18 protein-coding genes are annotated in these 25931 nt (G+C 74.6%); 9 read left to right on the top strand and 9 right to left on the bottom strand.

The window, feature by feature from the left end; translation table 11 throughout:
- Positions 1–37 precede the first annotated feature (37 nt).
- Entirely contained in the window at positions 38–2590 is a 2553-nt protein-coding gene (gene pepN, locus IE170_RS06880) for an aminopeptidase N (RefSeq protein ID WP_189808384.1), read from the top strand.
- A gap of 179 nt (positions 2591–2769) precedes the next feature.
- The gene (locus tag IE170_RS06875; RefSeq protein ID WP_189808383.1) at positions 2770–3729 is read left to right on the top strand and encodes a putative endonuclease domain-containing protein; all 960 of its coding nucleotides are present in this window, start codon (positions 2770–2772) and stop codon (positions 3727–3729) included.
- Here IE170_RS06875 and IE170_RS06870 read toward each other — a convergent pair.
- Positions 3705–4607, bottom strand: a complete 903-nt coding sequence (locus IE170_RS06870; RefSeq protein ID WP_189808382.1) for a pyridoxamine 5'-phosphate oxidase family protein — start codon at positions 4605–4607, stop codon at positions 3705–3707. The two genes, IE170_RS06875 and IE170_RS06870, sit on opposite strands and share 25 nt — an antisense overlap.
- A gap of 25 nt (positions 4608–4632) precedes the next feature.
- Positions 4633–5091, bottom strand: coding sequence for a VOC family protein (locus tag IE170_RS06865; RefSeq protein WP_189808381.1), 459 nt, complete (start codon positions 5089–5091; stop codon positions 4633–4635).
- Between the two features lie 141 nt (positions 5092–5232).
- On the opposite strand from IE170_RS06865, the gene IE170_RS06860 reads away from it, so the two are divergent.
- From IE170_RS06860 to pepN (IE170_RS06845), 4 genes are all read left to right on the top strand, one after another.
- On the top strand, positions 5233–5802 hold the full coding sequence (locus IE170_RS06860) for a CGNR zinc finger domain-containing protein (RefSeq protein ID WP_189808380.1): 570 nt from the start codon (positions 5233–5235) through the stop codon (positions 5800–5802).
- Between the two features lie 274 nt (positions 5803–6076).
- Positions 6077–9406 carry a S8 family serine peptidase gene (locus IE170_RS06855; protein WP_189808379.1) on the top strand — a complete coding sequence of 1110 codons (3330 nt, stop codon included), beginning with the start codon at positions 6077–6079 and terminating at the stop codon, positions 9404–9406.
- Positions 9407–9648: 242 nt separating this feature from the next.
- Positions 9649–10680 (top strand): aspartate-semialdehyde dehydrogenase, encoded by a 1032-nt coding sequence (locus IE170_RS06850; protein ID WP_189808378.1) that lies wholly within the window; start codon positions 9649–9651, stop codon positions 10678–10680.
- A gap of 139 nt (positions 10681–10819) precedes the next feature.
- On the top strand, positions 10820–13405 hold the full coding sequence (gene pepN / locus IE170_RS06845; RefSeq protein ID WP_189808377.1) for an aminopeptidase N: 2586 nt from the start codon (positions 10820–10822) through the stop codon (positions 13403–13405).
- Positions 13406–13490: 85 nt separating this feature from the next.
- Here the strand turns inward: pepN (IE170_RS06845) and IE170_RS06840 are convergent, their stop codons facing one another.
- The 4 genes from IE170_RS06840 to IE170_RS06825 all read right to left on the bottom strand — a co-directional run bounded on the left by IE170_RS06840 (position 13491) and on the right by IE170_RS06825 (position 17772).
- The gene (locus tag IE170_RS06840; protein ID WP_189808376.1) at positions 13491–14408 is read right to left on the bottom strand and encodes a LysR family transcriptional regulator; all 918 of its coding nucleotides are present in this window, start codon (positions 14406–14408) and stop codon (positions 13491–13493) included.
- Positions 14409–14418: 10 nt separating this feature from the next.
- On the bottom strand, positions 14419–15360 hold the full coding sequence (locus tag IE170_RS06835; protein WP_373298953.1) for a DMT family transporter: 942 nt from the start codon (positions 15358–15360) through the stop codon (positions 14419–14421).
- A gap of 40 nt (positions 15361–15400) precedes the next feature.
- Positions 15401–16348, bottom strand: coding sequence for an EamA family transporter (locus tag IE170_RS06830; protein WP_189808375.1), 948 nt, complete (start codon positions 16346–16348; stop codon positions 15401–15403).
- 71 nt (positions 16349–16419) lie between these two features.
- The gene (locus IE170_RS06825) at positions 16420–17772 is read right to left on the bottom strand and encodes an MFS transporter (protein ID WP_189808374.1); all 1353 of its coding nucleotides are present in this window, start codon (positions 17770–17772) and stop codon (positions 16420–16422) included.
- 103 nt (positions 17773–17875) lie between these two features.
- On the opposite strand from IE170_RS06825, the gene IE170_RS06820 reads away from it, so the two are divergent.
- On the top strand, positions 17876–18370 hold the full coding sequence (locus IE170_RS06820) for a MarR family winged helix-turn-helix transcriptional regulator (protein ID WP_189808373.1): 495 nt from the start codon (positions 17876–17878) through the stop codon (positions 18368–18370).
- Between the two features lie 183 nt (positions 18371–18553).
- On the opposite strand, the gene IE170_RS06815 is transcribed toward IE170_RS06820, so the two are convergent.
- Both IE170_RS06815 and IE170_RS06810 read right to left on the bottom strand, forming a co-directional pair.
- Positions 18554–18790 (bottom strand): hypothetical protein, encoded by a 237-nt coding sequence (locus tag IE170_RS06815; protein WP_189808372.1) that lies wholly within the window; start codon positions 18788–18790, stop codon positions 18554–18556.
- A 20-nt stretch (positions 18791–18810) separates the two neighbouring features.
- On the bottom strand, positions 18811–20871 hold the full coding sequence (locus tag IE170_RS06810; protein ID WP_189808502.1) for a 4-alpha-glucanotransferase: 2061 nt from the start codon (positions 20869–20871) through the stop codon (positions 18811–18813).
- A gap of 328 nt (positions 20872–21199) precedes the next feature.
- Here IE170_RS06810 and IE170_RS06805 point away from each other — a divergent pair, with 328 nt between their 5' ends.
- Both IE170_RS06805 and IE170_RS06800 read left to right on the top strand, forming a co-directional pair.
- Positions 21200–24214: a glycoside hydrolase family 84 protein gene (locus tag IE170_RS06805; protein ID WP_189808371.1), complete on the top strand. Its 3015-nt coding sequence runs from the start codon at positions 21200–21202 to the stop codon at positions 24212–24214.
- Positions 24215–24311: 97 nt separating this feature from the next.
- Positions 24312–25115, top strand: a complete 804-nt coding sequence (locus IE170_RS06800) for an alpha/beta fold hydrolase (RefSeq protein ID WP_189808370.1) — start codon at positions 24312–24314, stop codon at positions 25113–25115.
- Between the two features lie 70 nt (positions 25116–25185).
- On the opposite strand, the gene IE170_RS06795 is transcribed toward IE170_RS06800, so the two are convergent.
- Positions 25186–25725: an HNH endonuclease gene (locus tag IE170_RS06795; RefSeq protein WP_125547456.1), complete on the bottom strand. Its 540-nt coding sequence runs from the start codon at positions 25723–25725 to the stop codon at positions 25186–25188.
- Positions 25726–25931: the final 206 nt, after the last annotated feature.

The following is a 25931-nucleotide window of genomic DNA, read 5'->3' as shown; positions in this document are numbered from 1 at the left end:
TCGATCAGGTATCGCGAGCCCGCACGAAGGAGTGCACGTGCCAGGAGAGAATCTGTCCCGCGAGGAAGCCCGCGAGCGGGCGGAGCTGCTGTCCGTCGACGGCTACGAGGTCGCCCTCGACCTCCGGTCCGCCGTGGACGCCGCCGAACCGGCCGAGGGGCCGCGGACCTTCCGCTCGGTGTCGACGATCCGCTTCCGCGCCGCCGTTCCCGGGTCCTCGTCCTTCGCGGACCTGGTCGCGCCGTCGGTGAACTCCGTCACCCTGAACGGGCGCCCGCTGGACCCGGCGGCCGTCTTCGACGGCGCCCGGATCGCGCTCGAGGGACTGGAGTCCGAGAACGTCCTCGTCGTCGACGCGAACTGCGCGTACAGCCGGACGGGCGAGGGCATGCACCGCTTCGTCGACCCGGAGGACGGCGAGGTCTACCTCTACACCCAGTACGAGCCGGCGGACGCCCGGCGGGTGTACGCCAACTTCGAGCAGCCCGACCTGAAGGCGCCGTACCGCTTCGAGGTGACCGCGCCCGAGGGCTGGCACGTGTGGAGCAACGGCGCGGAGGTCTCCCGCGATGGCGCGACCCGCCGGTTCGCCGAGACCAAGCCGATCCCGACGTACATCACCTGCGTCGTCGCCGGCCCCTACCACTACGTGACGGACACCTACACCCGCGGGGACCTGGAGATCCCGCTGGGTGCGATGTGCCGCAAGGGGCTCGCCAAGCACTTCGACGCGGAGGAGGTCTTCCGCGTGACCAAGCAGGGGTTCGACTTCTTCCACGAGCACTTCGACTACCCGTACCCCTTCGGGAAGTACGACCAGGCCTTCGTCCCCGAGTACAACCTCGGCGCGATGGAGAACCCGGGCATGGTCACCTTCCGGGAGGAGTACGTCTTCCGCGGAAAGGTCACCCGCGCGGCGTACGAGCGCCGCTGCAACACGGTGCTGCACGAGATGGCCCACATGTGGTTCGGCGACCTCGTCACCATGAAGTGGTGGGACGACCTGTGGCTGAAGGAGTCCTTCGCGGACTTCATGGGCACCTTCTCGCAGGTGGAGGCGACCCGCTTCGACCAGGCGTGGGTGACCTTCGCCAACAGCCGCAAGGCGTGGGCCTACCGAGCCGACCAGCTGCCGTCCACGCACCCGATCACGGCGGACATCCGCGACCTGGAGGACGCCAAGCTCAACTTCGACGGGATCACGTACGCCAAGGGCGCGGCCGTCCTGAAGCAACTCGTGGCGTACGTGGGCCGGGAGGCGTTCCTGGAGGGCGCCCGCCGCTACTTCAAGGCCAACGCCTACGGCAACACCACCCTGGCCGACCTGCTGTCGGTGCTCGGCGAGGTGTCCGGGCGCGACATGGCCGAGTGGTCCCGGGCCTGGCTGCAGACGGCCGGTGTGAACGTGCTGACGCCGGAGCCGGTCCTCGGGGAGGACGGCCGCCTCGCCGAACTGGCCGTCGTCCAGGAGGGCGGCGAGCTGCGCCCGCACCGGGTCGCGGTGGGCCTGTACCGGCTGGAGGCCGGCTCGCTCGTCCGCTACGCGCAGGCCGAGGCGGACGTCGCGGGCGCCCGGACGGCCGTGCCGGAGCTGGCCGGGCAGGAGCGGCCCGACCTCGTCCTCGTCAACGACGACGACCTGACCTACTGCAAGGTCCGCTTCGACGAGCGCTCCCTGACGACGCTGCGGAACCGGCTCGGCGACATCACGGACCCGCTCGCGCGGGCGCTGTGCTGGTCCGCGGCCTGGAACCTGACCCGGGACGGGCTGATGCCCGCCCGTGAATTCATCGCGCTGGTGACGGCGCACGCGGGCCGGGAAGGCGACGTCGGCGTCGTCCAGATGGTCCACTCCCAGGCGCTGACCGCGCTCACCCACTACGCGGCTCCCGCCTGGCGCGAGCAGGGCGGCCGGGAGCTGGCGGCCGCGGCGCTGCGGGAGCTGCGGCTGGCCGGGCCCGGCTCGGAGCACCAGCTGACGTGGGCCCGGTTCTTCGCGGCCGCCGCGGCGACCGAGGGCGACTTCCAGCTGCTGCTGGGCCTGCTGGACGGGACCGCGCGCATCGACGGGCTGGAGGTGGACCAGGAGCTGCGCTGGGACTTCCTGCTGCCGCTCGCCGCGCACGGCGCGGTGGACGAGGCCGCGGTCAACGCCGAGCTGGCGCGGGACGACACGGCGTCGGGCAAGCGCCACCAGGTGCGCTGCCTCGCGGCGCGCCCGTCGGCGGCGGTCAAGGACCAGGCGTGGGCGGCGGTCGTCGAGTCGGACGCCCTGTCGAACGCGCTCGTGGAGGCGACCATCGACGGGATGCAGCAGCCCTCGCAGCGGGCCCTGCTGGCCGCGTACGCCGACCGCTACTTCGAGGTGATCGAGCGGATCTGGGCCGAGCGCTCGATCCAGATCGGCATGCACGTCGTCCGGGGCATGTACCCCGCGCTCCAGGACGACGCGGCGACGCTGGAGGCCACGGACGCCTGGCTGTCCGCGCACCAGGACGCCGCTCCGGCGCTGCGGCGGCTGGTGCTGGAGTCCCGTGACGACCTGGCCCGGGCGCTGCGCGCGCAGGCCTGCGACGCCGCCGCAGGGTAGCGGACGCCGCGGTCCGGGTCCGGGGGCGCCGCCTCCGGGCCCGGGCCGGGCGGGCCCGGGCCCGCGGGTGCGGGCTATCGGCCATCGAACGGCCGTACTTTAGTGCTGTCTTGTCCGGATTTGTCGACGGGACGGTAACAGCGGTTAGGGGGCCCGCCCGAGGCGGGAATCTCCGCGGCATGAACCACAACGCACCCCTCCCCCTCGCCCGCCTCACCGACAGCCGCCCCCGCGTCCTGACCCTCGCGCAGCTGCGCGAGCACGGCGTCAGCGCCGCGGAGGCCGCGGCCCGGTCCTGGCAGGAGCTCCTGCCGGGGGTGTTCCTGCTGCACCCCGGCGTCGCGACGAGCGAGGAGCGGCTGCACGCCGCCCTGCTGTACGCGGGCCGGCGCGGCGGCGAGGCGATGATCACCGGGCTGGCGGCGCTGGCCCTGTACCGGTTCACCTCGGCCCCCGCCCTGCTCTCCCTGCCGCGGATCGACGTGCTGGTGCCGCACACCCGCCGGCTGCGCTCCGTCGGCAGCGTGCGCGTCGTCCGCACGCACACCCCGCCGCGCCCGCTGGAGGTGACCGGGCTGCCGGTGGCGCCCGTCGCCCGGGCGGTCGCCGACGCGGTGGCCGGACTGTCGGACGCGGGCACGGTCCGCCGGATCCTGAGCGAGGCCGTCCGCGCCGGGCACTGCGAGCCTGCCGCCGTCGTGCGGGAGCTGACGGTGGCCCGGCTGCTGAACCGGCCGCACGTGGTGGACGCGGTGGAGTCGCTGCTCGCGGAGGGCCGGGCCATCGCCGAGGACCGGCTCTACCGGCTGGTGGGCGCATTCGGCCTGCCGGAGCCGCTGTGGAACGTGGACCTGCGCCTGCCCGGCGGCCCGCACCTGGGCGGCGTCGACGCGTACTGGCCGGAGCAGGCGGTCGCCGTGGAGATCGACACGCGGGCGCCCCGGCAGGGCGAGGACGAGGACTTCTCGGAGGCGGTCCGCAAGCGCGACGCGCTGGAGCGGCTCGGCGTGACGGTCCTGCACATCACGCCGCGCAAGCTGCGCGACTGGCCCGAGCAGCAGGCGGCGGTCGTACGGACCGCACTGACCGCGGCCGCAGGGCGGGAGCCCGCCGCCTACCTGGTCGTCCTGCCGCGGTGAGGCGGCGGCGCCGGGTTCGCCGGCGAGAACTCCGGGGCGCTCCACAGCAGCCGCCCCGGGTGCAGGCTCTCCACCGCCTCCTCGATGCGGAACAGGACGCTGCGGCCGCCGTCGGGCTCGTACACGGTTCGCGCCCGTCCGCTGAGCTGGAGCAGTGCGCCGCTCTCCCAGTGCGGGAAGAGCAGCCCGGCCCGCGGGTCGGCGGCCAGGTTCCCCAGGGTGAGGAACATGGAGTTCCCCGGGTAGTCCGGCCAGCGCAGCTCGCTCGGCGACAGCACCTCGACGAAGCCGGGCATGCCTCCGCGGTGGCTGGCGTCGGCGCCCTCCGCGTGGACGGTGGCCGCGAAGAAGGTGTCGGCGCCGCGGACGGCCCGTTCCTGGCGGGCGTCGAGGGCGTGCGCGCGGCGCAGCACGCCGGGCCCGTCCGGGACGGTCCGCAGCGGCTGTCGTTTCTGCAGGTACTTGGGGCAGTTGGAGAAGACCCGCTCGGCCTCGACGGCGAATCCGCCGGGGACGGCCCGCGCGGTGCCGTTCAGCCGCATCCGGCGCCGGGTGCGCGGGTCGAGCGCGATCGTGCCGACCGGGATGCCGCCGGCGGCGAGTACCGCGGCGAGCGGATCGCCCTCCGGCACCCCGCCGGCGACCTCCATGCGGGCGGGTCCGGCGGCCCGGACGAAGCCGGGCCGGCCGGTGAGCAGTGAGGCCCACATCCGGCCCGCCGCGTCGGCGGCGCCGACGACGAGGTGGGGCTGGCGGGCGAGGAATGCCGCGGCGACGTCCTTGATGCCGGGGCCGATGGAGCGGCCCACGTGCTCGGCGGCCGCGCGGACGCCGACCCGCTCCTGTACCGCGATCGAGCCGCGGTGGTACCGCTCCATGACCGTCTCCTGTCGGGCGGGCGGGTTAGAAGAACCCGCAGGTCGGGGCGCCGGGGGTGGGTGCGGGGGCACCGTGGGCGCCGGTGGGCACGGAGATTTCGAGGCGGGTGCCGTCCGGGTCGAGGAAGAAGATCCCGCCGGAGGCGGCGCCCTCGCCGTGGGCGACGACCCCGTCGTGGACGAAGGGGGTGCCGAGCTCGCGCAGCCGGGCCTCGTGGGCGCGCACCTCGTCGATCCCGGAGGCGGTGAAGGCGAGGTGGTGCAGCCCGGCCGCGGCGGGGGCGTATCCGCCTTCCGCCTGCTGCCAGAGGGTGAGGGCGAGTTCGCCGTCGCGCCCGAGGAAGGCGAAGCGGCGGCCGTCTTCCTTGCCCTCGCCGAGCGGCTCGAAGCCGAGTGCGTCGCGGTAGAAGGCGAGCGAGCGGTCGAGGTCGGTGACGTTCAGGCCGATGTGGCCGGTGCGGAGCGTGCTGATGGCAGCCGTCACGGCTGTTCCCCCTTCGACAGGGCCGGCGGACCCCCCGCCGACGTTCTAACCGTCTAAATTGAAGTTAAAGGTTAGAGACGGAGGCGTCAACCGGCCGCGTAGGCTGAAGGGGTCGACCGGCATGCGAGGAGGAGCGGCGAGATGGCCACAGCGGAGGCGGCGGACCCGCGCCCCCTGACCGGCGAGCCGATCGCCCTGGACCTGCTGAACACGCGCTGGGTGCAGGACGGCGCGCCCGCCGACCTGTTCGCCGGCGCGGCCGGACTGACCCGCATGGAGGGGCTGGCCGTCTGGCTGCGCGCCGCCGGCCTGGCCGACCGCTTCCGCGCCGACCCGTCGACCCTCGTCCACCTGCTGACCGCGCGCGAGGCCATCGCCCGCGCCGTGGCCGACCCTGCGGACGCCGGTGCGCGCGCCCTGGTCGACGCCGTGCTGGAGCACGGGCGCATCCGGCCGACCCTGGACGGGGAAGGCCCGGGCGAGCGGCCCGAGTTCGACGACCGGTCGTGGGGGCCGGCGTGGACGGCGGCGTACGGCTACCTGGAGCTGCTGCGCTCCGGTCCGGAGCGGATCCGCAAGTGCGCCTCGGAGAGCTGCGTGCTGCACTTCCACGACACTTCGCGGGGCGGCACCCGCCGCTGGTGCTCGATGGCCGCCTGCGGCAACCGCGCCAAGGCCTCGCGTCACTACGCGCGCACGCGCGAGCGCTGAAACGCCGGAAGTTGTCACACCCGGGCGGGCGCTGACCGCGGCCCGCCGACCCCGCGAAGGTCGGGAAGTCGACAAATCCACTCCCTGGAATCCGCGGTTCGCCGGAGTATGCCCCGGTACGGCCCCGATGGCGGGAAGTCCGAGCTGGCGAGAGTGCGCCATGTCAGGTCTCGGTAAATGACAGGCCTCCCCAAACAGCGGGCAGTTAGGCAAAGCTGACCGGTCATCCGGCACCGAAATCCGGACCGTATCTTTCACTTATCCAGGGATGCTGATGACCTTCGAATCCCCCAGTTCGATATCCGGGGCCCGGCGCGTCGCGCGCGTCGCGGCCGCGGCCGGTCTGGTGGCCGCTCTCGCGGGCGCGGGCGCCATGCCCGCCTTCGCGGCGCCGGCCCCCGGCACCGGTGCGGCGGGCACCGGGCCGGCCGTCAAGTCCGCCGACCAGAAGCTCGGTTCGGCCGACGCCGAACTGCTGCAGGAGGCCAAGGCCAAGGGCGAGGCGACCGTCACGGTCATGGTGGCCACCGCCCCCGGCCAGACCAAGCAGGTCACCGACCAGATCGCGGCCGTCAAGGGCGCCTCGGTCGGCCAGGCCAACGACAAGCTCGGCTACGTGCGCGCCACCCTGCCCACCGGCAAGGCCGAGGCCGCGCTGAAGGCGGCCGCCAAGCTGTCCTCCGTCCACGCCATGGACCTCAAGCACGAGATCCGGCTGCCGGACCCGCGCCCGGACGCGGGCAAGGAGTCCGGTGCGGGCAAGAAGACGGCTGCCGGCAGCTTCGCCGCGCCGGACAAGAACACCCCGGCGAAGAACCCGTACAACCCGTCCTTCGAGACGGGCTCGGTGGACTTCGTCGCGAACAACCCGCAGGCCGACGGCCGCGGGGTGACCATCGGCATCCTGGACTCGGGCGTCGACGTCGCCCACCCCGCCCTGCAGCAGACCACCACCGGCGAGCGCAAGATCGTCGACTGGGTCACCGCGACCGACCCGATCACCGACAACGACGGCACGTGGCGCGCGCAGATCACGCCGGTGACGTCCTCCGGCGGCAGCTTCGCCGCGGGCGGCCAGAGCTGGAAGGCCCCGGAGGGCTCCTTCCAGTGGAGCCGCTTCAGCGAGTCGATCACCGCCAACGGCGACATGAAGGGCGACGTCAACCGGGACGGCGACACCACCGACCGGTTCGGCATGCTCTACGACCCGGCCGCCGGCACCGTCCGCGTCGACACCGACCAGGACGGCGACTTCACGAACAACGAGCCGATGAAGCCGTACAAGGACGGCTTCCAGATCGGCTGGTTCGGGACGGACAACCCGGCGACCGCGGTCGCCGAGCGCATCCCGTTCGTGATCCAGATCCGCAAGGACGTCCCGATGGACCCGCTGGGCGGGGACTGGGTCGGCAAGAAGGCCGACTTCGTCAACATCGGCATCATCGAGTCCGAGCACGGCTCGCACGTCGCCGGCATCACCGCGGCGAACGGCCTGTTCGGCGGCAAGATGAACGGCCAGGCCCCCGGCGCCAAGCTCGTCTCCTCGCGCGCCTGCTCCTGGTCGGGCGGCTGCACCAACATCGCGCTGACCGAGGGCATGATCGACCTCGTCGTCAACCGCGGCGTGGACATCGTCAACATGTCGATCGGCGGCCTGCCGGCGCTGAACGACGGCAACAACGCCCGCGCCGAGCTGTACAAGAACCTCATCGACACCTACGGCGTCCAGCTCGTCATCTCGGCGGGCAACGAGGGCCCCGGCGTCAACACCATCGGCGACCCCGGCCTCGCCGACAAGGTCATCTCCGTGGGCGCGGCGGTCTCCAAGGAGACCTGGGCGGCCAACTACGGCTCCGGCGTCGACAAGAAGTACGCCATGTTCCCGTTCTCCTCGCGCGGCCCGCGTGAGGACGGCGGCTTCACGCCGACCCTCACCGCCCCCGGCGCGGCCATCAACACCATCCAGACCTGGCTGCCCGGCGCGCCGGTGAAGGAGGCGGGCTACGACCTGCCGGCCGGATACGGCATGCTCCAGGGCACGTCGATGTCGTCGCCGCAGGCGGCCGGCGCGGGCGCGCTGCTGCTCTCCGCGGCCAAGCAGCACAACATCAAGCTGACCCCGGCGGCCCTGCGCATCGCGCTCACCAGCACCGCCAAGACGATCAAGGACGTCCCCGCGCACGCGCAGGGCGCCGGCCTGATCGACGTGAACGCCGCCTGGGAGTCCGTCCAGCGCGACGCCAAGGCCAACGACTTCACCGTCAAGGCGCCGGTCGACACCGCGATCGACCAGTTCCTGAAGACGCCGGGCTTCGGCACCGGCATCTACGACCGCGAGGGCGGCCTGAAGGTCGGCCAGAAGAAGGTCTACGACGTCGTCGTCACCCGCACCACGGGCGTGAAGTACGGCACCCGCCACAACCTGAGCTGGCGGAACAACGACGGCACCTTCAAGGTCATCGGCGGCTACGACTACGTCACCCTGCCGCTGAACAAGCCCGTCACGATCAAGGTCGAGGCGAAGGCGACGACGGCCGGCGTGCACAGCGGCATCCTGCAGCTGGACGACGAGACCACCGAGGGCATCGACAAGCAGGTCCTGGCCACGGTCGTCGCCGCGGCCCCGCTGGCGAAGCCGTCGTTCACCTTCTCGGACACCTCGTCCGTGCAGCGCAACAGCCACAAGTCGTACTTCGTCACCGTGCCGCAGGGCGCGAAGTCCCTCGAGGTCGCCCTCGGCGGTCTCGCGGCGGGCAGCCAGACGCGCTTCATCTCGATCCACCCGTACGGCCTGGGCGTCGAGGACAGCGCCACCACGCAGTGCTACCCGAACTACGACAACCCGGCGAACAAGTGCCGCCCCGACCTGCGCTCGTACGAGAACCCGCAGCCGGGCGTCTGGGAGATCGAGGTGGAGTCGCGCCGCACGTCGCCGCTGCTCGACAACCCCTTCAAGCTGGACGTGAGCATCCTCGGCGCGGCCTTCGACCCGGCGGTCAAGGTCCTGCCCGAGGTGAAGCAGGGCACCCCGGCGCCGGTCCAGTGGACGGTCCGGAACGACGCCGCGGCCATCTCCGGCGGCAAGCTCCAGGGCGGTTCGCTCGGCTCCGCGAAGGTCGCCAAGCCGACCATCGCGGGCGGTGAGCAGCAGACCACCACGGTGACCGTCGGCGAGGGCGTCTCCCGCCTCGACGTGGCCATCGGCAAGACCTCGGACACCGGCGCCGACCTCGACCTCGACGTCTTCAAGGACGGCGTGAAGGTCGGCTCCTCCGCCGACGGCGACTCCGAGGAGACCGTGAGCCTGGTGAACCCGGGCGCCGGCACCTACACCATCGTGGTCACCGGCTACGCGGTCCCGGCCGGCTCCACCACGTACGACTACCGCGACGTGTACTTCTCCTCCGCCCTGGGCTCCGTCCAGGTCGACGAGAACGCCGCGGTGAACCTCGCGAACGGCGCCTCGGCGAACGTCTCGGCCAACGTCGTGGCGAACAGCCCGGCCCCCGAGGGCCGGCAGTTCTTCGGCGAGGTCAAGCTGCTGAACGCGCGCGGCACCGCCGCCGGCACCGGCAGCGTCCAGATCGAGAAGGTCGCCTCTTGATCCGGTGGCCCCTCGGCCGCACCACAGCATGACCGCATGACCGCGTGACGAAGGGGCGGGTGCCGACGGCGCCCGCCCCTTCCGCGTGCCCCCCAGCACGCCGGGGCCCGCCCCGACCTGCAAAAACGCCCGCCGCGCCCGGAACATCGTCCGCTCCTCGGACAATGGATTGGACAAGCCTCGTGGGGTCGAACGCATGATGGCACCACGCGCCCGCGTCGTACGCACCAAAAGGAGTCACCGTGAGGGTTGGAATCGTCGGAGCCACCGGCCAGGTCGGCGGAGTCATGCTCAGCATCCTGGCCGAGCGCAAGTTCCCGGTCGACGAGCTGCGCCTGTTCGCCTCCGCCCGCTCCGCGGGCTCCACCCTGGAGTGGCAGGGCCGCGAGATCACCGTCGAGGACGCCGCCGCGGCCGACTACAGCGGCCTGGACATCGTGCTGTTCTCCGCGGGCGGCGCCACCTCCAAGGCCCTCGCCGAGAAGGTCGCCTCCCAGGGCGCCGTCGTGATCGACAACTCCTCCGCCTGGCGCCGTGACCCCGAGGTGCCGCTGGTCGTCTCCGAGGTCAACCCGCACGCGGTCGCGAACCGCCCCAAGGGCATCATCGCCAACCCGAACTGCACCACCATGGCCGCCATGCCGGTGCTGCGCCCCCTCCACGACGAGGCCGGGCTGGAGGCGCTCGTCGCCACCACCTACCAGGCCGTGTCGGGCTCCGGCCTCGCCGGCGTCGCCGAGCTCGACGGCCAGGTGAAGCAGGTCGCCGAGCGGGCCGCCGAGCTGGCGCACGACGGCGGGGCCGTCGACTTCCCGGAGCCGGGCGTCTACAAGCGCCCCATCGCCTTCAACGTGCTCCCGCTGGCCGGCTCGATCGTCGACGACGGCTCCTTCGAGACCGACGAGGAGCAGAAGCTCCGCCACGAGTCCCGCAAGATCCTGGAGATCCCGGAGCTGAAGGTCTCGGGCACCTGCGTGCGCGTCCCTGTCTTCTCGGGCCACTCCCTCCAGGTCAACGCCCGCTTCGCCCGCCCGATCAGCGTGGAGCGCGCCTACGAGCTGCTGAAGGACGCGCCGGGCGTCGAGCTGTCGGAGATCCCGACCCCGCTCCAGGCCGCCGGCAAGGACGCCTCGTACGTGGGCCGCATCCGCGTCGACGAGACCGTGGAACACGGCCTCGCGCTGTTCCTCTCGGGCGACAACCTGCGCAAGGGCGCCGCGCTGAACGCGGTGCAGATCGCGGAGCTCGTCGCCGAGGAGCTCGGCCGGTCCTGACTCCGGCGCGCGGGGGTGGCACCGGGGCCCGGTGCCACCCCTGAGGCGCACCTGGGCCGGAGGCCCTGATTCCGCCAGGTGGAGGCCGCTGCGGCATGCAAGGATGACCGCGAACGTCACCATCGAAGGAGATGAACGCGTGCCTGGCACGAACCTGACCCGTGAAGAAGCGCAGCAGCGGGCGAAGCTGCTCAGCGTCGATTCGTACGAGATCGACCTCGATCTGAGCGGTGCGCAGGAGGGCGGGACGTACCCCTCCGTGACGACCGTGCGGTTCCGGAGCGCCGAGGCGGGCGCCGAGACCTTCATCGACCTGGTCGCCCCGGCCGTGCACGAGGTCGTCCTGAACGGCACGTCGCTGGACGTGGCGGCCGTCTTCCGGGACTCCCGCATCCGGCTGCCGCACCTGCTCCAGGGCGCCAACGAGCTGAAGGTCGTCGCGGACTGCGCGTACACCAACACGGGCGAGGGCCTGCACCGCTTCGTCGACCCCGTCGACCAGCAGGCCTACCTGTACACCCAGTTCGAGGTGCCGGACGCGCGGCGCGTGTTCGCCAGCTTCGAGCAGCCCGACCTGAAGGCGACGTTCCAGTTCACGGTGACGGCCCCCGAGGGCTGGACGGTGGTCTCGAACTCCCCGACTCCGGACGCCGCCGACGTCAAGGACAACGTCTGGCGCTTCGCGCCGACCCCGCGCATCTCGACGTACATCACCGCGCTCATCGTGGGCCCGTACCACGCGGTGCACAGCACGTACGAGGGCAAGGACGGCCAGGTCGTGCCGCTCGGCATCTACTGCCGGCCCTCCCTGGCGGAGTTCCTGGACGCCGACGCGATCTTCGACGTCACGCGGCAGGGCTTCGACTGGTTCCAGGAGAAGTTCGCCTACGACTACCCGTTCGCCAAGTACGACCAGCTGTTCGTGCCGGAGTTCAACGCGGGCGCGATGGAGAACGCGGGCGCGGTCACCATCCGCGACCAGTACGTCTTCCGGTCGAAGGTCACGGACGCCGCGTACGAGGTGCGCGCCGAGACCATCCTCCACGAGCTCGCGCACATGTGGTTCGGCGACCTGGTCACCATGGAGTGGTGGAACGACCTCTGGCTGAACGAGTCGTTCGCGACGTACACCTCGATCGCCTGCCAGGCGTACGCGGAGGGCTCGAAGTGGCCCCACGCGTGGACCACCTTCGCCAACTCGATGAAGACGTGGGCCTACCGGCAGGACCAGCTGCCCTCCACGCACCCGATCATGGCGGACATCCGCGACCTGGACGACGTCCTGGTCAACTTCGACGGGATCACCTACGCCAAGGGCGCGTCGGTCCTCAAGCAGCTCGTCGCCTACGTCGGCATGGAGGCGTTCTTCAAGGGCGTGCAGGCGTACTTCAAGGCGCACGCCTTCGGCAACACGCGCCTGTCGGACCTGCTGGGCGCCCTGGAGGAGACCTCCGGCCGCGACCTGGCCGCCTGGTCGAAGGCGTGGCTGGAGACCGCCGGCATCAACGTCCTGCGCCCGCGCATCGAGACCGGCGCCGACGGCGTCATCACCTCCTTCGCGGTCAGCCAGGAGGCCCCGGCGCTCCCCGCGGGCGCCCAGGGCGAGCCGACGCTGCGCCCGCACCGGATCGCGATCGGCCTGTACGACCTCGACGGCGGCCGCCTCGTGCGCACCGACCGGATCGAGCTGGACGTCGACGGCGCGCTCACGGAGGTGCCGGAGCTGGTGGGCCGTGCCCGCCCGGCCGTCGTGCTGCTGAACGACGACGACCTGTCGTACGCCAAGGTGCGCCTCGACGAGGTGTCCCTGGCGAACGTCACGGCGCACCTGGGCGACTTCACGGACTCGCTGCCGCGGGCCCTGTGCTGGGCGTCGGCGTGGGACATGACCCGCGACGGCGAGCTCGCGACCCGCGACTACCTGTCGCTGGTCCTGTCGGGCATCGGCAAGGAGTCGGACATCGGCGTCGTGCAGTCGCTGCACCGCCAGGTGAAGCTGGCCCTCGACCTGTACGCCGACCCGGCGTGGCGAGAGGAGGGCCTGGCCCGGTGGACCGAGGCCGCGCTGGAGCACCTGCGCGCCGCGGAGCCGGGCGGCGACCACCAGCTGGCGTGGGCGCGGGCGTTCGCGGCGACGGCCCGCACGGAGGACCAGCTGACCTACCTGAAGGCCCTGCTGGACGGTGTGGCCGAGATCGAGGGCCTGGTCGTCGACACCGAGCTGCGCTGGGCGTTCCTGGAGCGGCTGGCGGCGGCCGGCGTCGCCGACGAGGCGGCCATCGCGGCCGAGCTGGAGCGCGACCCCACGGCGGCCGGCGAGCGCCACGCGGCGACCGCGCGGGCGGCCCGCCCGACGGCCGAGGCCAAGGCGGCGGCCTGGGCGTCGGTGGTGGAGTCCGGTGACCTGCCGAACGCGGTGCAGGAGGCCGTGATCGGCGGCTTCGTCCAGGCCGACCAGCGCGAGCTGCTGGCCCCGTACGCGCAGAAGTACTTCGCGGCGGTCAAGGGCGTCTGGGACAGCCGCAGCCACGAGATCGCCCAGCAGGTCGCGGTCGGCCTGTACCCCTCGCTGCAGGTGTCGCAGGAGACCCTGGACGCGACGGACGCCTGGCTGGCCTCGGCCGAGCCGAACGCGGCCCTGCGCCGTCTGGTCTCGGAGTCCCGCTCGGGCGTCGAGCGCGCCCTGAAGGCGCAGGCCGCCGACGCGGCCGCCGGCAGCGCCTGAGCCACGCGCGGCCCGTCCGGTGCCCCGGTCCCGCCCACGGCGGGGCCGGGGCACCGGCGTGTGCGGGCCGGGGCGGCGGTCCGCCTCAGGCGGGCGCGGCGGACGCCCGGCGCGCGGCCGCCTCGCGCAGCGCGTCCAGGGCCCGGGCGACGGCGGGCGAGGCCTCCGCGCCGCGGCGGGCCGCGGCGATGACGTGCCGGGTGGGCCGGTCGCGGGCCAGGACCCGGACGGCGACGCCGGAGGCGCGCCCGGACACCATGCGGGGGACGAGGGCGACGCCCATCCCGGCCTCGACCATGGCGAGGATGGCGGTCCAGCCGGCCGCGGTGTGCGCCTGCTCGGGGACGAAGCCGGCCGCCTCGCAGGCGGTGCGGGCGATCTCCTGCCAGGGCCCGCTGCCGCCGTAGATCCACGGCTCGCCGGAGAGGTCGGCCAGCCGGAGGTCCGGCGCGTCCGCGAGCGGGTGGTCCCGCGGGAGGGCCACGTCGAGCGGGTCCTCCAGCAGCACCATGCGGCTGAAGCGGGTGTCGCGCGCGGTCGGGGCGTGGGCCGCGAGCGAAAGGGCCAGGTCGACCGCGCCGGCGGAGAGCAGCTCGTACGACTCGGCGGCCTCGGTCTCGCGGACCCGCACCTCCAGTCCGGGGCGGGTCTCGCGCAGGATCGCGACGGCCGGGACGACCAGGGCGGGGACGGCGGTGGAGAAGGCCCCGATGCGGACCTCTCCGGTGTCGCCGGCGAGGTATCCGGCGAGGTCGGCGTCGGCCCGTTCGAGCTGGGCGAAGACGGCGTCGGCGTGCCGCAGCACGAGCCGGGCGGCGTCGGTGAGCCGGACCCGGCGGCCGCGGGCCTCCAGCAGCGGGACGCCCAACTGCCGGGCGAGGTTGGTCAGCTGCTGCGAGACGGCCGAGGGCGTCAGGTGCAGCGCCTCGGCCGTCGCGGTCACGGTGCCCTGTTCGGCCAGGGCCCGCAGGATCCGCAGCTTCTTGATGTCCCACTCGGTCATGGGCCCGAACCTACCGCCGGGCCCCCAGCGCCACGCCGCCGAGGATCAGCGCCGTGCACAGCAGCTCGGAGGGGCCGGTGCGCTCTCCGAGGAGCAGCAGGCCGAGCCCTGCGACGCACACGGGCTGGAGGTAGTAGACGACGCCGGCTCGGGCCGCGCCGATCAGCGTGACGGCCTTGTTCCAGGCGAAGAAGGCGACCGCGGAGGACATGACGCCGACGTAGAGGAGCATGCCGGCCGTGCCGGGGGTGGGGGCGAAGCCGCCCTGGAGGTGCAGGGAGACGGCGTAGGCGGGGGCCAGCATCAGCGCGCCCAGGACGAAGGTGGTCAGGAGGAAGGCCGGACCGCCGAGTTCGGCCGGCTTTCGGCGCAGCAGGGCGCTGTAGGTGGCGAAGCACAGGGCGGCGCCGAACATCCACAGGTCTCCGGCGCCGAAGCGCGGGCTGAGGGAGCCGTCGCCGACGAGGAGCAGGACGCCGGCCAGGGCGGTCAGCAGCCCGAGCGTGCGGCGCGGGCCGAGGCGTTCCCCGCCGGCGCGGGCGTAGAGGGTCATGACGACCGGCGAGGCGGCCATGATCATGCCCATGTTGGCGGCGGAGGTGGTCAGTCCGGCCTGGTGGACGAGGGTGTTGTAGAGGGCGACGCCGAAGAAGGAGGCGAGCGCGGTGTACGGCAGGTGCCGGCGGATCAGGTGCCGCTGCCGCCAGGCCTGCCGGGCGGCGAACGGGGCGACGGCCGCGGCGGCGATGATCCACCGCCAGAAGACGGCCTGGACGGGCGGGACGGTGTCGGCCATGCCGCGGGTGGCGACGAAGCTGCCGGACCAGACGACCGTGGCGATCAGGGCGAGGAGCACGCCCGGCCCGGCCGCGCGGGCGGCGGCGTCGCGCGGCCGGCGGACGGGGCGGGCGAGCGGGGGCGGGGTGGTGCGGGTCCGGTCCGTGACGGCCACGGGGCGTCTTCCCTTCCGGGGGTGCGGGGGCGGTGTGCCCCTACCGTCGCACCGGCCGATCCGTCAGGTCCATCGAAAAGTTTCGATCGTTCTTTTCAGCAGAACTGAACGGTTCTGCCGCCGCCCGGGAGGAGGACCGTGCGGCGAAGACCTGCCCGGCGACCGTGGCGCCGAAGGCGAGGGCCATGCCGGCGAGCTGCACGGGGGTGAGGGCCTGCCCGAGGGCGGCCCAGCCGATGGCTGCGGCGGTCAGGGGCGACAGCGGGCCGAGCAGGGTGACGGAGGTGGCGCTGAGCTGCCCCATGCCGCGGAACCAGAGCCAGTACGCGATCCCGGTGTTGATCAGCATCATGTAGCCGTAGCCGAGGAGGGCCCGGCCGTCGAGCGCGGGCGGTGCCCCCTCGGCGAGTGCGGCGAGGGGGACGATGACGAGCCCGCCGGCGGTGAGCTGCCAGCCGGTGGCGGCGAGCGGGCCGACGCCTGCGGGACGCCCCCACCGCTTGGTCATCACGGTGCCGGCGGCCATGGACGCGGAGGAGACGGCTCCGGCGGCGATGCCGAGGGCGTCGAGGCGGGCCTGCGCGGTCAGGACGACCATGCCGACCCCGAACGCCGCGGCGATGGCGGCGAGTACGGTCCGGAGCTCGGCGCGCTCCCCGAGCAGGAGGGCGGCGAGCCCGACGACGAAGAGCGGCCCTGCCGAGCCGAGGACGGCGGCGACGCCGCCGGGGAGGCGGTAGGCCGAGAGGAAGAGCAGCGGGAAGAAGGCCCCGATGTTGAGGGTGCCGAGCACGGCGGACTTCCACCACCAGCTGCCGGCGGGCAGGGTGCGGGAGAGCGCGGTCAGCAGCAGCCCGGCGGGCAGGGCCCGCATGGCCGCGGTGAACAGCGGCCGGTCGGGCGGCAGGAGTTCGGTGGCGACGGCGTAGGTCGAGCCCCATGAGATCGGGGCGAGGGCGGTCAGGGCGAGGGTGGCGAGGCGGTTCACGGCTGCTCCTCGGGAGGTGGAGGGGGCCGGCGGGCTCGGTGCCGCCGGCGCGGTGGTGCGGCGTCCGCGGGTCAGGGCCGGGCGGACAGCGGCCGGCCGGCGTCGGCGGCGGGATCGGCGCTCCGCGGCGCAGGAACCACCGGGGCTGTCGGCGCGGGAAGCCGGGGCGGCTCGGCGTGCACGGCGTCCGCCGGAAGGTGCCGCTCCAGGCGTACGAGCGCGAGCGCGCACCCTGCGGCCGCGGCGGCGAGGACGGCCCAGGGCAGCCGGCCGTCCACCGCCATCAGGGCGGTGAACAGGGACGGGGCGAGCGCCGTGGCCAGCGAGTACGACAGCTGGTAGGTGGCGAGGTAGCGGCCGCGGACGGCTTCGGGCGCGGCCGAGACGGACAGGGCCCCGGCGGAGGGACTGTGCACGAGCTCGCCGAGGGTGTAGACGACGACGATGGCCAGCAGCGCGGCGACGGTCGCGGTCTGCCCGGGCCGGACCGTACCGAGCACGATCTGCCCGGCGAACGCGGCGGCGAAGAGCAGCGCGCCGAGGGCCGCGGAGCGGGTGCGGCGGGCGCCGGAGCGGCGGACCCGGGAGGCGACGAGGATGCCGGCGCCCGCGCACAGGGCGGTGTTGACGGTGAAGGCGGCGCCGGTCAGGGAGTCCGGGCCCCGCAGCCAGGTGGCGATGTACAGCGGGAACAGCACCGACAGGGCGGCGTAGCCGAGCGCGGCCAGGAAGTTCGCGGCGGTCAGCCCGAGGAAGGGCCGGTCGCGCAGCACCATCCGGTACCCGGCCCGCGTCCGGGCTGCCGCGGCGGCCGGGCCCGCTCCGGCGGCGGGGCGGACCCGGGTCACGAGGAGCCCGGCGAAGGCGAAGGCGAGGGCGTTGCCCCAGGCGGTGTGGGAGAAGGCGGCGGTGCCCCACACCCCGAGCACCCCGGAGACGATCAGCGCGCCTGCGCCCATCCCGGCGTTCTGCAGGGCACGCAGGGAGGCCTGGAGGCGGTCGCGGGCGGAGCCGCGGGCCACTTCCCCGATGAGGGACTGCTGGACGACGGGGAAGGACCGGTCGGCCAGCGCGGTCAGGAGGGCGACCGCGGCGAAGGCGGCCGGGGAGTGGGCGAAGGGGTACAGCGCGAAGCCGAGCGCCCTGACCGCGTAGAGGAGGAGGTTGACGCGCTTGGCCCCGAACCGGTCGACGGCCGCGCCGGCCGCCGGCATGAAGGCGAGCCCGGCGAGCCCGGTGGCCGTCAGCACCAGGCCGACGACCGCGAAGGAGAGACCGGTGACGTGGTGGAAGAAGACCAGGGAAAAGGGGACGTACATGCCGATCCCGACGGCGCTGATGCCGATGCCGGCGAGCAGCGGCCGCTCCCCCGGGAGCCGGTCCTGTCGTCTGCGCTGCCGCTGCTGAGCCCGCCCGCCTGCCATGGTTCCCCCCGAAGTAGGTCGATGGAAAGTAGCTTACTGGCAAGCTACTTTCCGTCAAGCAACTTTCTTGCGGGCGATCGGCGTGACGGCCGATACTGCGGACATGAGCGAGGTCAACAGGGACGCCGTCGACGCGATCATCGACCAGTGGGCCGTGGTGCGCCCGGATCTGGAGACGGCCCCCATGGCCCTCTTCGGCCGCATCTTCCGGATCGACAGGGCGATGGGCGACGCCATGGAGCGCGCGTACGCCCGGTACGGACTCACGCGCGGGGAGTTCGACGTCGTGGGGACGCTGCGCCGCTCCGGCGAGCCCTACACGCTGTCGCCGCGACAGCTGGCGGCCACGCTCATGCTGACCTCGGGCGGCATGACGGGCCGCCTGGACAAGCTGGAGAAGGCCGGGCTGCTGTGCCGCAAGCCCGACCCGCACGACCGGCGGGGGCTGCAGGTCACCATCACGGACCGGGGGCTGGCACTCGTCGACGAGGCCGTGGCGGCCGGCCTGGAGGTGCAGCGCGCGGCGCTGTCGGGCCTGGACGAGCAGGAGACCGCCCTGCTGACCGGCCTGCTCCGCAAGCTCCTGGCCGGCATCTGAGGGCGGCGGCCGGAGGGGCGGCGGGGCGCCGTACGGCCGTACGCAGGTACGCCGGAGCGCCGGAGGTCCCACCGCCGCCGGCGACGTGCACCGGCAGCGGGACCTCCGGCGCCCCGGAAGCATGCCGGGCGGTGCCGCCCCCGCAGGGGGCGGTCCGGCCCGGCTGTTTCAGTTCGAGTCCGCTCAGCCCTGCTGCTGCTTGCGGGACTTGTCGCCGACCATCACGAGGCCCGCGATGACCAGGAACAGGACCACCGGCAGCGCCACGAACACGCCGAGGGTCTCGGCGAGGCCGATGCCCGGCCCCGGGTCGTCACCGTCGTCGCGGGTCAGCGCGAGCGCGGGAGACGTCATCAGCAGCATCATCAGCGTCGATCCGGCCGTGACGGCGCCGGCGCGCAGGGCGTTCTTCTTGTCCACGGTGCAAACGTAGCGAACACCTAAACGGGGCGCGCGTCCGGGGGTGCCGTACGGGCGGGCCCGCCCTGCCGCAGGGCGTCCAGCAGGGCGTTCGCCCGCGCCGAGGCGGCCAGTGCCTCCAGCGTGAGGGGCCGCCCGCCCCCGTCGGCGAGCGGCAGCCGCCAGTTGGGGTACTGGTCCCAGGTGCCGGGGAGGTTCTGCGGCCGCCGGTCGCCGACCGCGTCCGGCAGCCATACGCCGACGAGCCGGGCGGGGGTGCGCAGCAGGAACCCGTACAGGGCGGCGACGGCCGCCTCCTCGTCCTTGGTGTCGAAGCCGTCGTCCGCGAGGAGGTCCAGCCACTGCGCGGTGTCGGCGGCGTCGTCCGCGCGCTCGCGCTCCACGGGGCGCGTCAGCAGGCCGAGCCGGTCGCGGAGCTCCACGTGCGCGCCGGCCAGCTTGGCGGCGGTGGGCGGCAGGTCGTGCGTGGTCGCCGTCGCCAGGCAGTCGGCGCGCCAGGCGTCCGCCGGGAGCGGGGCGCCGCCGCCCGCCCAGTCCCGTTCGAACCACAGCACGGAGGTGCCCAGCACCCCGCGCCGGGCCAGCGCCCGGCGGACCTGCGGCTCGACCGTCCCGAGGTCTTCCCCGACGACCGGGGCGCCCGCCCGGTGCGCCTCCAGCACGAGCACGGCGAGCATCGCCTCGCCGTCGTAGGCGACGTACGTGCCGTCTGCGGGCGGTGCGCCCTCGGGGATCCACCACAGCCGGAACAGGCCCATCACGTGGTCGATGCGGAGCGCGCCGGCGTACCGGAGAACCCCGCGCAGCAGGTCCCGGAACGGGGCGTACCCGGTGGCGGCGAGCAGGTCGGGCCGCCACGGCGGGAGGCCCCAGTCCTGGCCGCGGGGGTTGAAGGCGTCGGGCGGTGCGCCGACGCTCGCGCTCCCGGCGTACAGCGGCTGCCCGGCGGCGTCCGAGCCGTCGGGGTGCACGCCGACGGCGAGGTCGTGGACGATGCCGACGGCCATGCCGGCCTCGCGCGCCGCCTGCTGGGCGGCGGTGAGCTGGGTGTCCGTCAGCCAGACGAGCCAGCGGTGGAAGTCGGCCGCGGCGGCGGGCGGGGCGCCTGCCGGGCCGCCGGTGCGGGCGGCGCACCAGGCGGCGTGGCGGTCGAGGGGCTCGCCGTGCTCGGTGCAGAAGTCCCGGTAGGCGGCCTCCCGCTCCGGGGTGCGGGGGACGGCGTACAGCAGCTCCAGGGCGGCGCGCTTCAGCGCCCAGACGGCGTCCCGGTCGATGAGTGCGCCCTTCTCCAGTACGGCCCGGCGCAGTTCGGCGCCGCGGGCGGCGAGCGCGGCGAGGGCCGCGGGGTCGGGGCAGGCCCCGTACTCGGGGAGGTCCTCGATCCGCAGGTGGACGGGGTCGGGGAAGCGGCGCGTGGCCGGCCGGTACGGGGAGGGGTCGGTGGGGCTGCCGGGGACGGCCGCGTGCAGCGGGTTGACCTGGACGAAGCCGGCGCCGTGGGTGCGGCCGGCCCAGCGGGCCAGCGCGGCGAGGTCTCCGAGGTCGCCCATGCCCCAGGAGCGCTCGGAGAGCAGGGAGTACAGCTGGACGAGCAGCCCGTGGGTGCGCTCCGGCACGGCGGGGGCCCGCTCGGGGGCGACGATCAGCACCGCGGCGGCGGTGCGGCCGTCTGGGGCCTCGGCGCGCACCCGGTGGACGCCGAGCGGCGGCAGGACCGCGGGGTCCCAGTCGTACGGGCCGGCGGAGCCGGCCGCGGCCGCCCCGCCCTCCGCGGGGACACCGCCCTCGGCGGCTCCCTCGGGCTCCAGCCGGGTCCGGGTCCCACGGGGCAGCCCCGCCAGCTCACGGGGCGCCGCCGATCCGGCCCACCAGACGAGGACGGGCGGCAGCAGCCGCTCGGCGGCGTCCCGCTCGGCCGCGGCGAGGGCCTCCCGCACCTGCTCGGGGGTTTCGGCGGGCACGCCCAGCAGGCCGAGGACCGCGGCGACCGTCCCGCGCGGCACGTCGACGGTGACGCCCTCCGCGGGCCGGTAGTCGGTGGCGACGCCGTGGAGGGCCGCGAGCCGGGCGAGTTCGTCCATGGAGGTCACCGGTGTCCCTGTGGTCGGCCGCCGGCGGCGGCCGCCGCGGCGGGGGTGGTGGGCCCGCCGGGCGGGGCGGCGGGGGCGGCGCCGGCCGGCGTAGCGGATTCCACGGTTCGGCCTTCCCGTTGCTGCGGGCGGATGGTGAGGGTGGGTCAGCGATCCGTGGCGCGGCGCGGTTCGACACCGCAGCCATACCCACCGGGCGGCCCGGCATTCCTGGCGGTTCCGGGTCAGATCACCCGCTCGCATTGACACTCCGGCCGCACGGGTGGTGGGCTCGGGCTCATTCGTACGAGCGCCGGCGAACTCGGGACGGGGAGGCTTCGTGCAGCTCAGGGGCAGGAAGCGGAACACTGCCGTGGCCATCGCAGTCATCGGCACGCTGCTCGGCGGCGCCGTGGCGGCCGAGCACCAGGGGCTGCTGTCGTCGACCGGCGCGCCCTCCCCCGACCAGGCCGGCAGCGGGGCCAAGGGCGCGCCCGGAGCGGCTGCCGGAGCCCCGGCGGGCAACCAGCCCGGGCCTCTGCTCGACCCGGGCGCCGTCGCACCCCGCACCCCCGCCGAGGGGCCCGGCGTGTGGCCGCGCCCGCAGTCCATGGCCGCCGACGCGGCGCGCGAGGTGCCGCTCGGCGAGCAGGCCGTGCTGGTCTCCGCGCCCGACGCCGACCCGTACGCGGTCGGCGTGGTCCGCACGGCGCTGCGCGCCGCGGGCGTGCGCGTCCTGCACGAGCCCGCGCCCGGTGCGCCGCTCCCGGAGGCAGGCACCGTCGTACGGCTCGACGGGCGCGGCGCCGAGGAGGCGCTGCGCGCGCTCGGCGCGTCCGAGGTCGGGGACCTGCCGAAGGGCGGCTACCGGCTGGCCGTCGGCAAGGCGGGCGGCCGGAGCACGGTCGCCCTGGCCGGCACCGGCGAGGACGGCCTCTTCCACGGGGCGCAGACGCTGCGCCAACTCCTCGCGGCGGGCGGCGGGAAGGTCCCCGGGGTGCTGGTGCGGGACTGGCCGTCCGCCCCGGTGCGCGGGATCACCGAGGGCTTCTACGGGGAGCCCTGGACGCACGGGCAGCGGCTCGCGCAGCTGGACTTCATGGGCCGCACCAAGCAGAACCGGCTCCTCCTCGCCCCCGGCGACGACCCGTACCGCACCACCGAGTGGCGGGCGGAGTACCCGGCGGCGCAGCAGGAGCAGTTCCGGGAGCTGGCCGGCCGGGCCCGCGCCAACCGGGTCGTGCTGGGCTGGGCGGTCTCCCCGGGGCAGTCGATGTGCCTGGCCTCGGCGGAGGACCGGGCCGCGCTGGCCCGCAAGCTGGACGCGATGTGGGAGCTCGGCTTCCGCGCGTTCCAGGTGCAGTTCCAGGACGTCAGCTACTCGGAGTGGGGCTGCCGCGCGGACCGGGTGCGCTACGGCAAGGGCGCCGCGGCGGCCGCGAAGGCGCACGCCGAGGTCGCCGGCGAGCTGGCCGCGCACCTCGCGGCGAAGCACCCGGGGGCGGCGCCGCTGTCGCTGCTGCCGACGGAGTACCACCAGAACGGCGCGACCGCGTACCGGACCGTCCTCGCCGAGCGGCTGGACGAACGGGTGGAGGTGGCCTGGACGGGCGTCGGCGTCGTGCCGCGCACCATCACCGGCCGCGAGCTGTCCGGCGCCCGCGAGGCCTTCGGCGGGCATCCGCTGCTGACGATGGACAACTACCCGGTGAACGACTGGGATCCGGGCCGCATCTTCCTCGGCCCGTACACGGGCCGCGAGCCGGCCGTCGCGGGCGGATCGGCGGGCCTGCTGGCCAATGCGATGCCGCACGCCTCGCTGTCGCGGATCCCGCTGTTCACGGCCGCCGACTTCGCGTGGAACGCGAGCGGCTACCGGCCCGGCGACTCGTGGGCGGCCGCCGTCGCCGACCTGGCCGGGCCCGACGCGCGGGCCCGGCAGTCGCTGGCCGCGCTCGCCGGGAACTCCGCCTCGTCGGGCCTGGCCCAGCCGGAGTCCGCCTATCTGCGGCCGCTGATGGACGAGTTCTGGCAGGGCCGCGCCGCGGCCGACCCGGCGGCCGGGCAGCGGCTTCGGGCCGCGTTCACGGCGATGCGGGAGGCGCCCGAGCGGCTGCCGGGGCTGTCCGCCGAGGGCGGGCCGTGGCTGGCGCGGGTCTCCGCGTACGGCGCGGCCGGCGAGCTGGCCGTGGACCTGCTGCGCGCCCAGACCCGCGGGGACGGCGCGGCGGCCTGGCAGGCGTCGCGGGCGCTTGCGGAGGCCCGGCGGAAGCTGGCGGAGCCGGCGGCGGCGCGCGTCGACAAGGCGGTGCTGGACCCGTTCCTCGCGAAGGCCGTCGAGGAGGCGGACGCCTGGACGGGCGCGGCCCGGGAGACCGGCACCGTCTCCCGCGAGCCGGGCGCCTGGACGGTCCGCCTGGACGGGGTCAGGCCGGTGTCGGCGGTGACGGTGATGACGGACCCGCTGCCGCAGGGTGCGCGGGGCGGCGCGGTCGAGGTGCACGTCCCGGGCGAAGGCTGGCGCAAGGTGGGCGATGCCTCGCCGACCGGCTGGACGCAGGCCGACGCGGGCGGGGTGCGGGCGGACGCGGTCCGGCTGTCCTGGGCCGGGACTGCGCCGGTGGTGCACCGGGTGGTGCCGTGGCTGGCGGACGGGCCGGAGGCCTCGTTCACGCTGCCGGAGTCGGTGGACGTGGAGATCGGCGGGGCGGCGCGGACGGTCACGGCCGAGCTGTCGGCGCTGCGGCCCGGCGAGGTCCGCGGCCCGCTGTCCGCGGCCGCGCCGCAGGGCGTCGAGGTGCGGCTGCCCGCCGAGGTGCGGGCGCCGCGGGGTACGCGCGTCCAGGTCCCGGTGTCGGTGGCGGTCGCGGCGTCCACCCCGGCGGGTGTCCACCGGGTTCCGGTGGTGTTCGCCGGGCAGACCCGGGTCCTGACGGTCCGGGCGGTGCCGAAGACGGGCGGGCCGGACCTGCTCCGCTCCGCGCGGGCCTCCTCGTCGGCGAACGAGACGCCGGCGTTCCCCGCCGCCGCGGTGATCGACGGGTCGGCGGCCACCCGCTGGTCGTCCCCGCCGGTCGACGGGGCGTGGTGGCAGGCGGAGCTGGCGGCTCCGGCGCGGCTGGGGCTGCTGGTGCTGCACTGGCAGGAGGCGTACCCGTCGGCCTACCGGGTGGAGACGTCGGTGGACGGGACGTCCTGGCACCGCGCGGCGACGGTGACGGGCTCGAAGGGCGGCACGGAGTCGGTCCGGCTGGATCCGGCACAGGCCCGGTTCGTCCGCGTGACCTGCGAGAAGCGGGCGACCAAGTACGGGTGCAGCCTGTTCGCGGCCGAGGCGTTCGCGGTGGTCCCCTGACGGATCCGCCCGGACCGGGCCCCCGGGCCCGTACCGGCCGGAATCCGGCCGCAAACTGCCTTCCGCCGGCCTCGCGGCGCCCGCCAGACTGGCGATCATGGACGTGATGCTGCCGGTGCAGGACGGCGAGGTGTGGGCCGAGGACTCGGGCGGCGCGGGCCGCGGCGGCCTGCCGCTGGTGCTGCTGCATCCCGGCGTCGGCGACTCGGCGGTCTGGGACCCCGTCCTGCCGCTGCTCTCCCCCGGGCACCGGGTGATCCGCTACGACGCCCGCGGCCACGGCCGCTCGCCCGCGCCGCAGGCCCCGTACTCGCAGGTGGCGGACCTGGCTGCGGTCCTGGACCGGTTCGGGGTGGGCCGGGCGGTGCTCGTCGGCTCCAGCATGGGCGGCGCGACCGCGCTGAGCCTGGCCCTGGCCGACCCGGAGCGGGTGGCGGGCCTCGCCCTGTTCGTGCCCGGGGTCACGGGCGCCGAGGGCCTGACCCCGCCCGGCTTCTTCGAGGAGGTGGGCCGGCTGGCCGCCGCCGGTGACATGGAGGGCATCGTCCGCCTGGGGCTCCGGATCTGGGGACGGGCCGGGGGCGGCACCCCCGAGTCCGATCCCGTCGCGGCGGCGCAGCTGCGCGGTGCGCTGCCGGCCTGGTTCGCCGCGGCCGGCCGGCTTCGGGAGGACGCCCCGGCCTTCGACCGGCTCGCGGAGGTCCGCGCCCCGGCGGTGCTCGCCCTCGGGGAGCTGGACCAGGCCGAGGTGGTGCGGTGCAACGAGGAGATGGCGGCCCGGATCCCCGGCTGCCGTCTGGTGCGCCTGGCCGGGTGCGACCACTACCCGTCGCTGCGCGCGCCGGAGGCGGTCGCCGGGCTGGTGGACGAGGCCCACGCCGCGGCCGCCTCCGCGTCCTGAGCCGCGCGGCGGCAGCGCCCGCACCCGAGCCGGTGTGTGCACCGGGTCGGGTCCGGTCCTCGGATCCGTGTCAGGAGGCGGCGGCCGCGCCGATGCGGTCGAGGGCGTCGTCGGCCCCGTAGGGCTGGAGGTAGGGCATCCACCGGGGATCCCGGTGCCCCGTTCCGATGATCCGCCAGGCCAGGCCCGACGGCGGGGCGGGCTGGTGGCGCAGCCGCCAGCCGAGGTCGACCAGGTGCCGGTCGGCTTTGACGTGGTTGCACCGGCGGCAGGCGGCGACCACGTTGTCCCACACGTGCTGCCCTCCGCGGCTGCGCGGGATCACGTGGTCGACGCTGGTGGCCACGCCGCCGCAGTACATGCAGCGGCCGCCGTCACGCGCGAACAGCGCACGCCGGGTGAGTGGAACGGGCCCCCGGTAGGGGACCCGCACGAAGCGCTTGAGCCGAACCACGCTGGGCGCGGGGACGACCCGGGTCGCGCTGTGCAGGAAGGCGCCCGATTCCTCCAGGGAGACTGCCTTGTTCTCCAGGACGAGGACGAGCGCGCGGCGGAGCGGTACGACGCCGAGCGGCTCGTACGACGCGTTGAGGACCAGGACGTGCGGCACGGACTGCCTCCTTGTACGCCGGCGGCGCGTGGCTCGCGCCGGGACGATCTGCTATCCAGTCTCTCCTTACGGCTGGTCGAAACGCCACCACGCACCCGTAACGGGTCCGAGGTGTTTTCGACCACACCCCACTTCTCCCCGGGTGAGCCTCGTCTCTCCCCCGAACAAGGCAACAAGGTCACCCGAACGCCCCGATAGTGTGGAAG

It is taken from the genome of Streptomyces toxytricini, assembly GCF_014649915.1.
Classification (GTDB): Bacteria; Actinomycetota; Actinomycetes; order Streptomycetales; family Streptomycetaceae; genus Streptomyces; species Streptomyces toxytricini.
The sequence above is the reverse complement of the archived record's forward strand: the minus strand, read 5'-3'. Positions and strand labels throughout refer to the sequence as shown.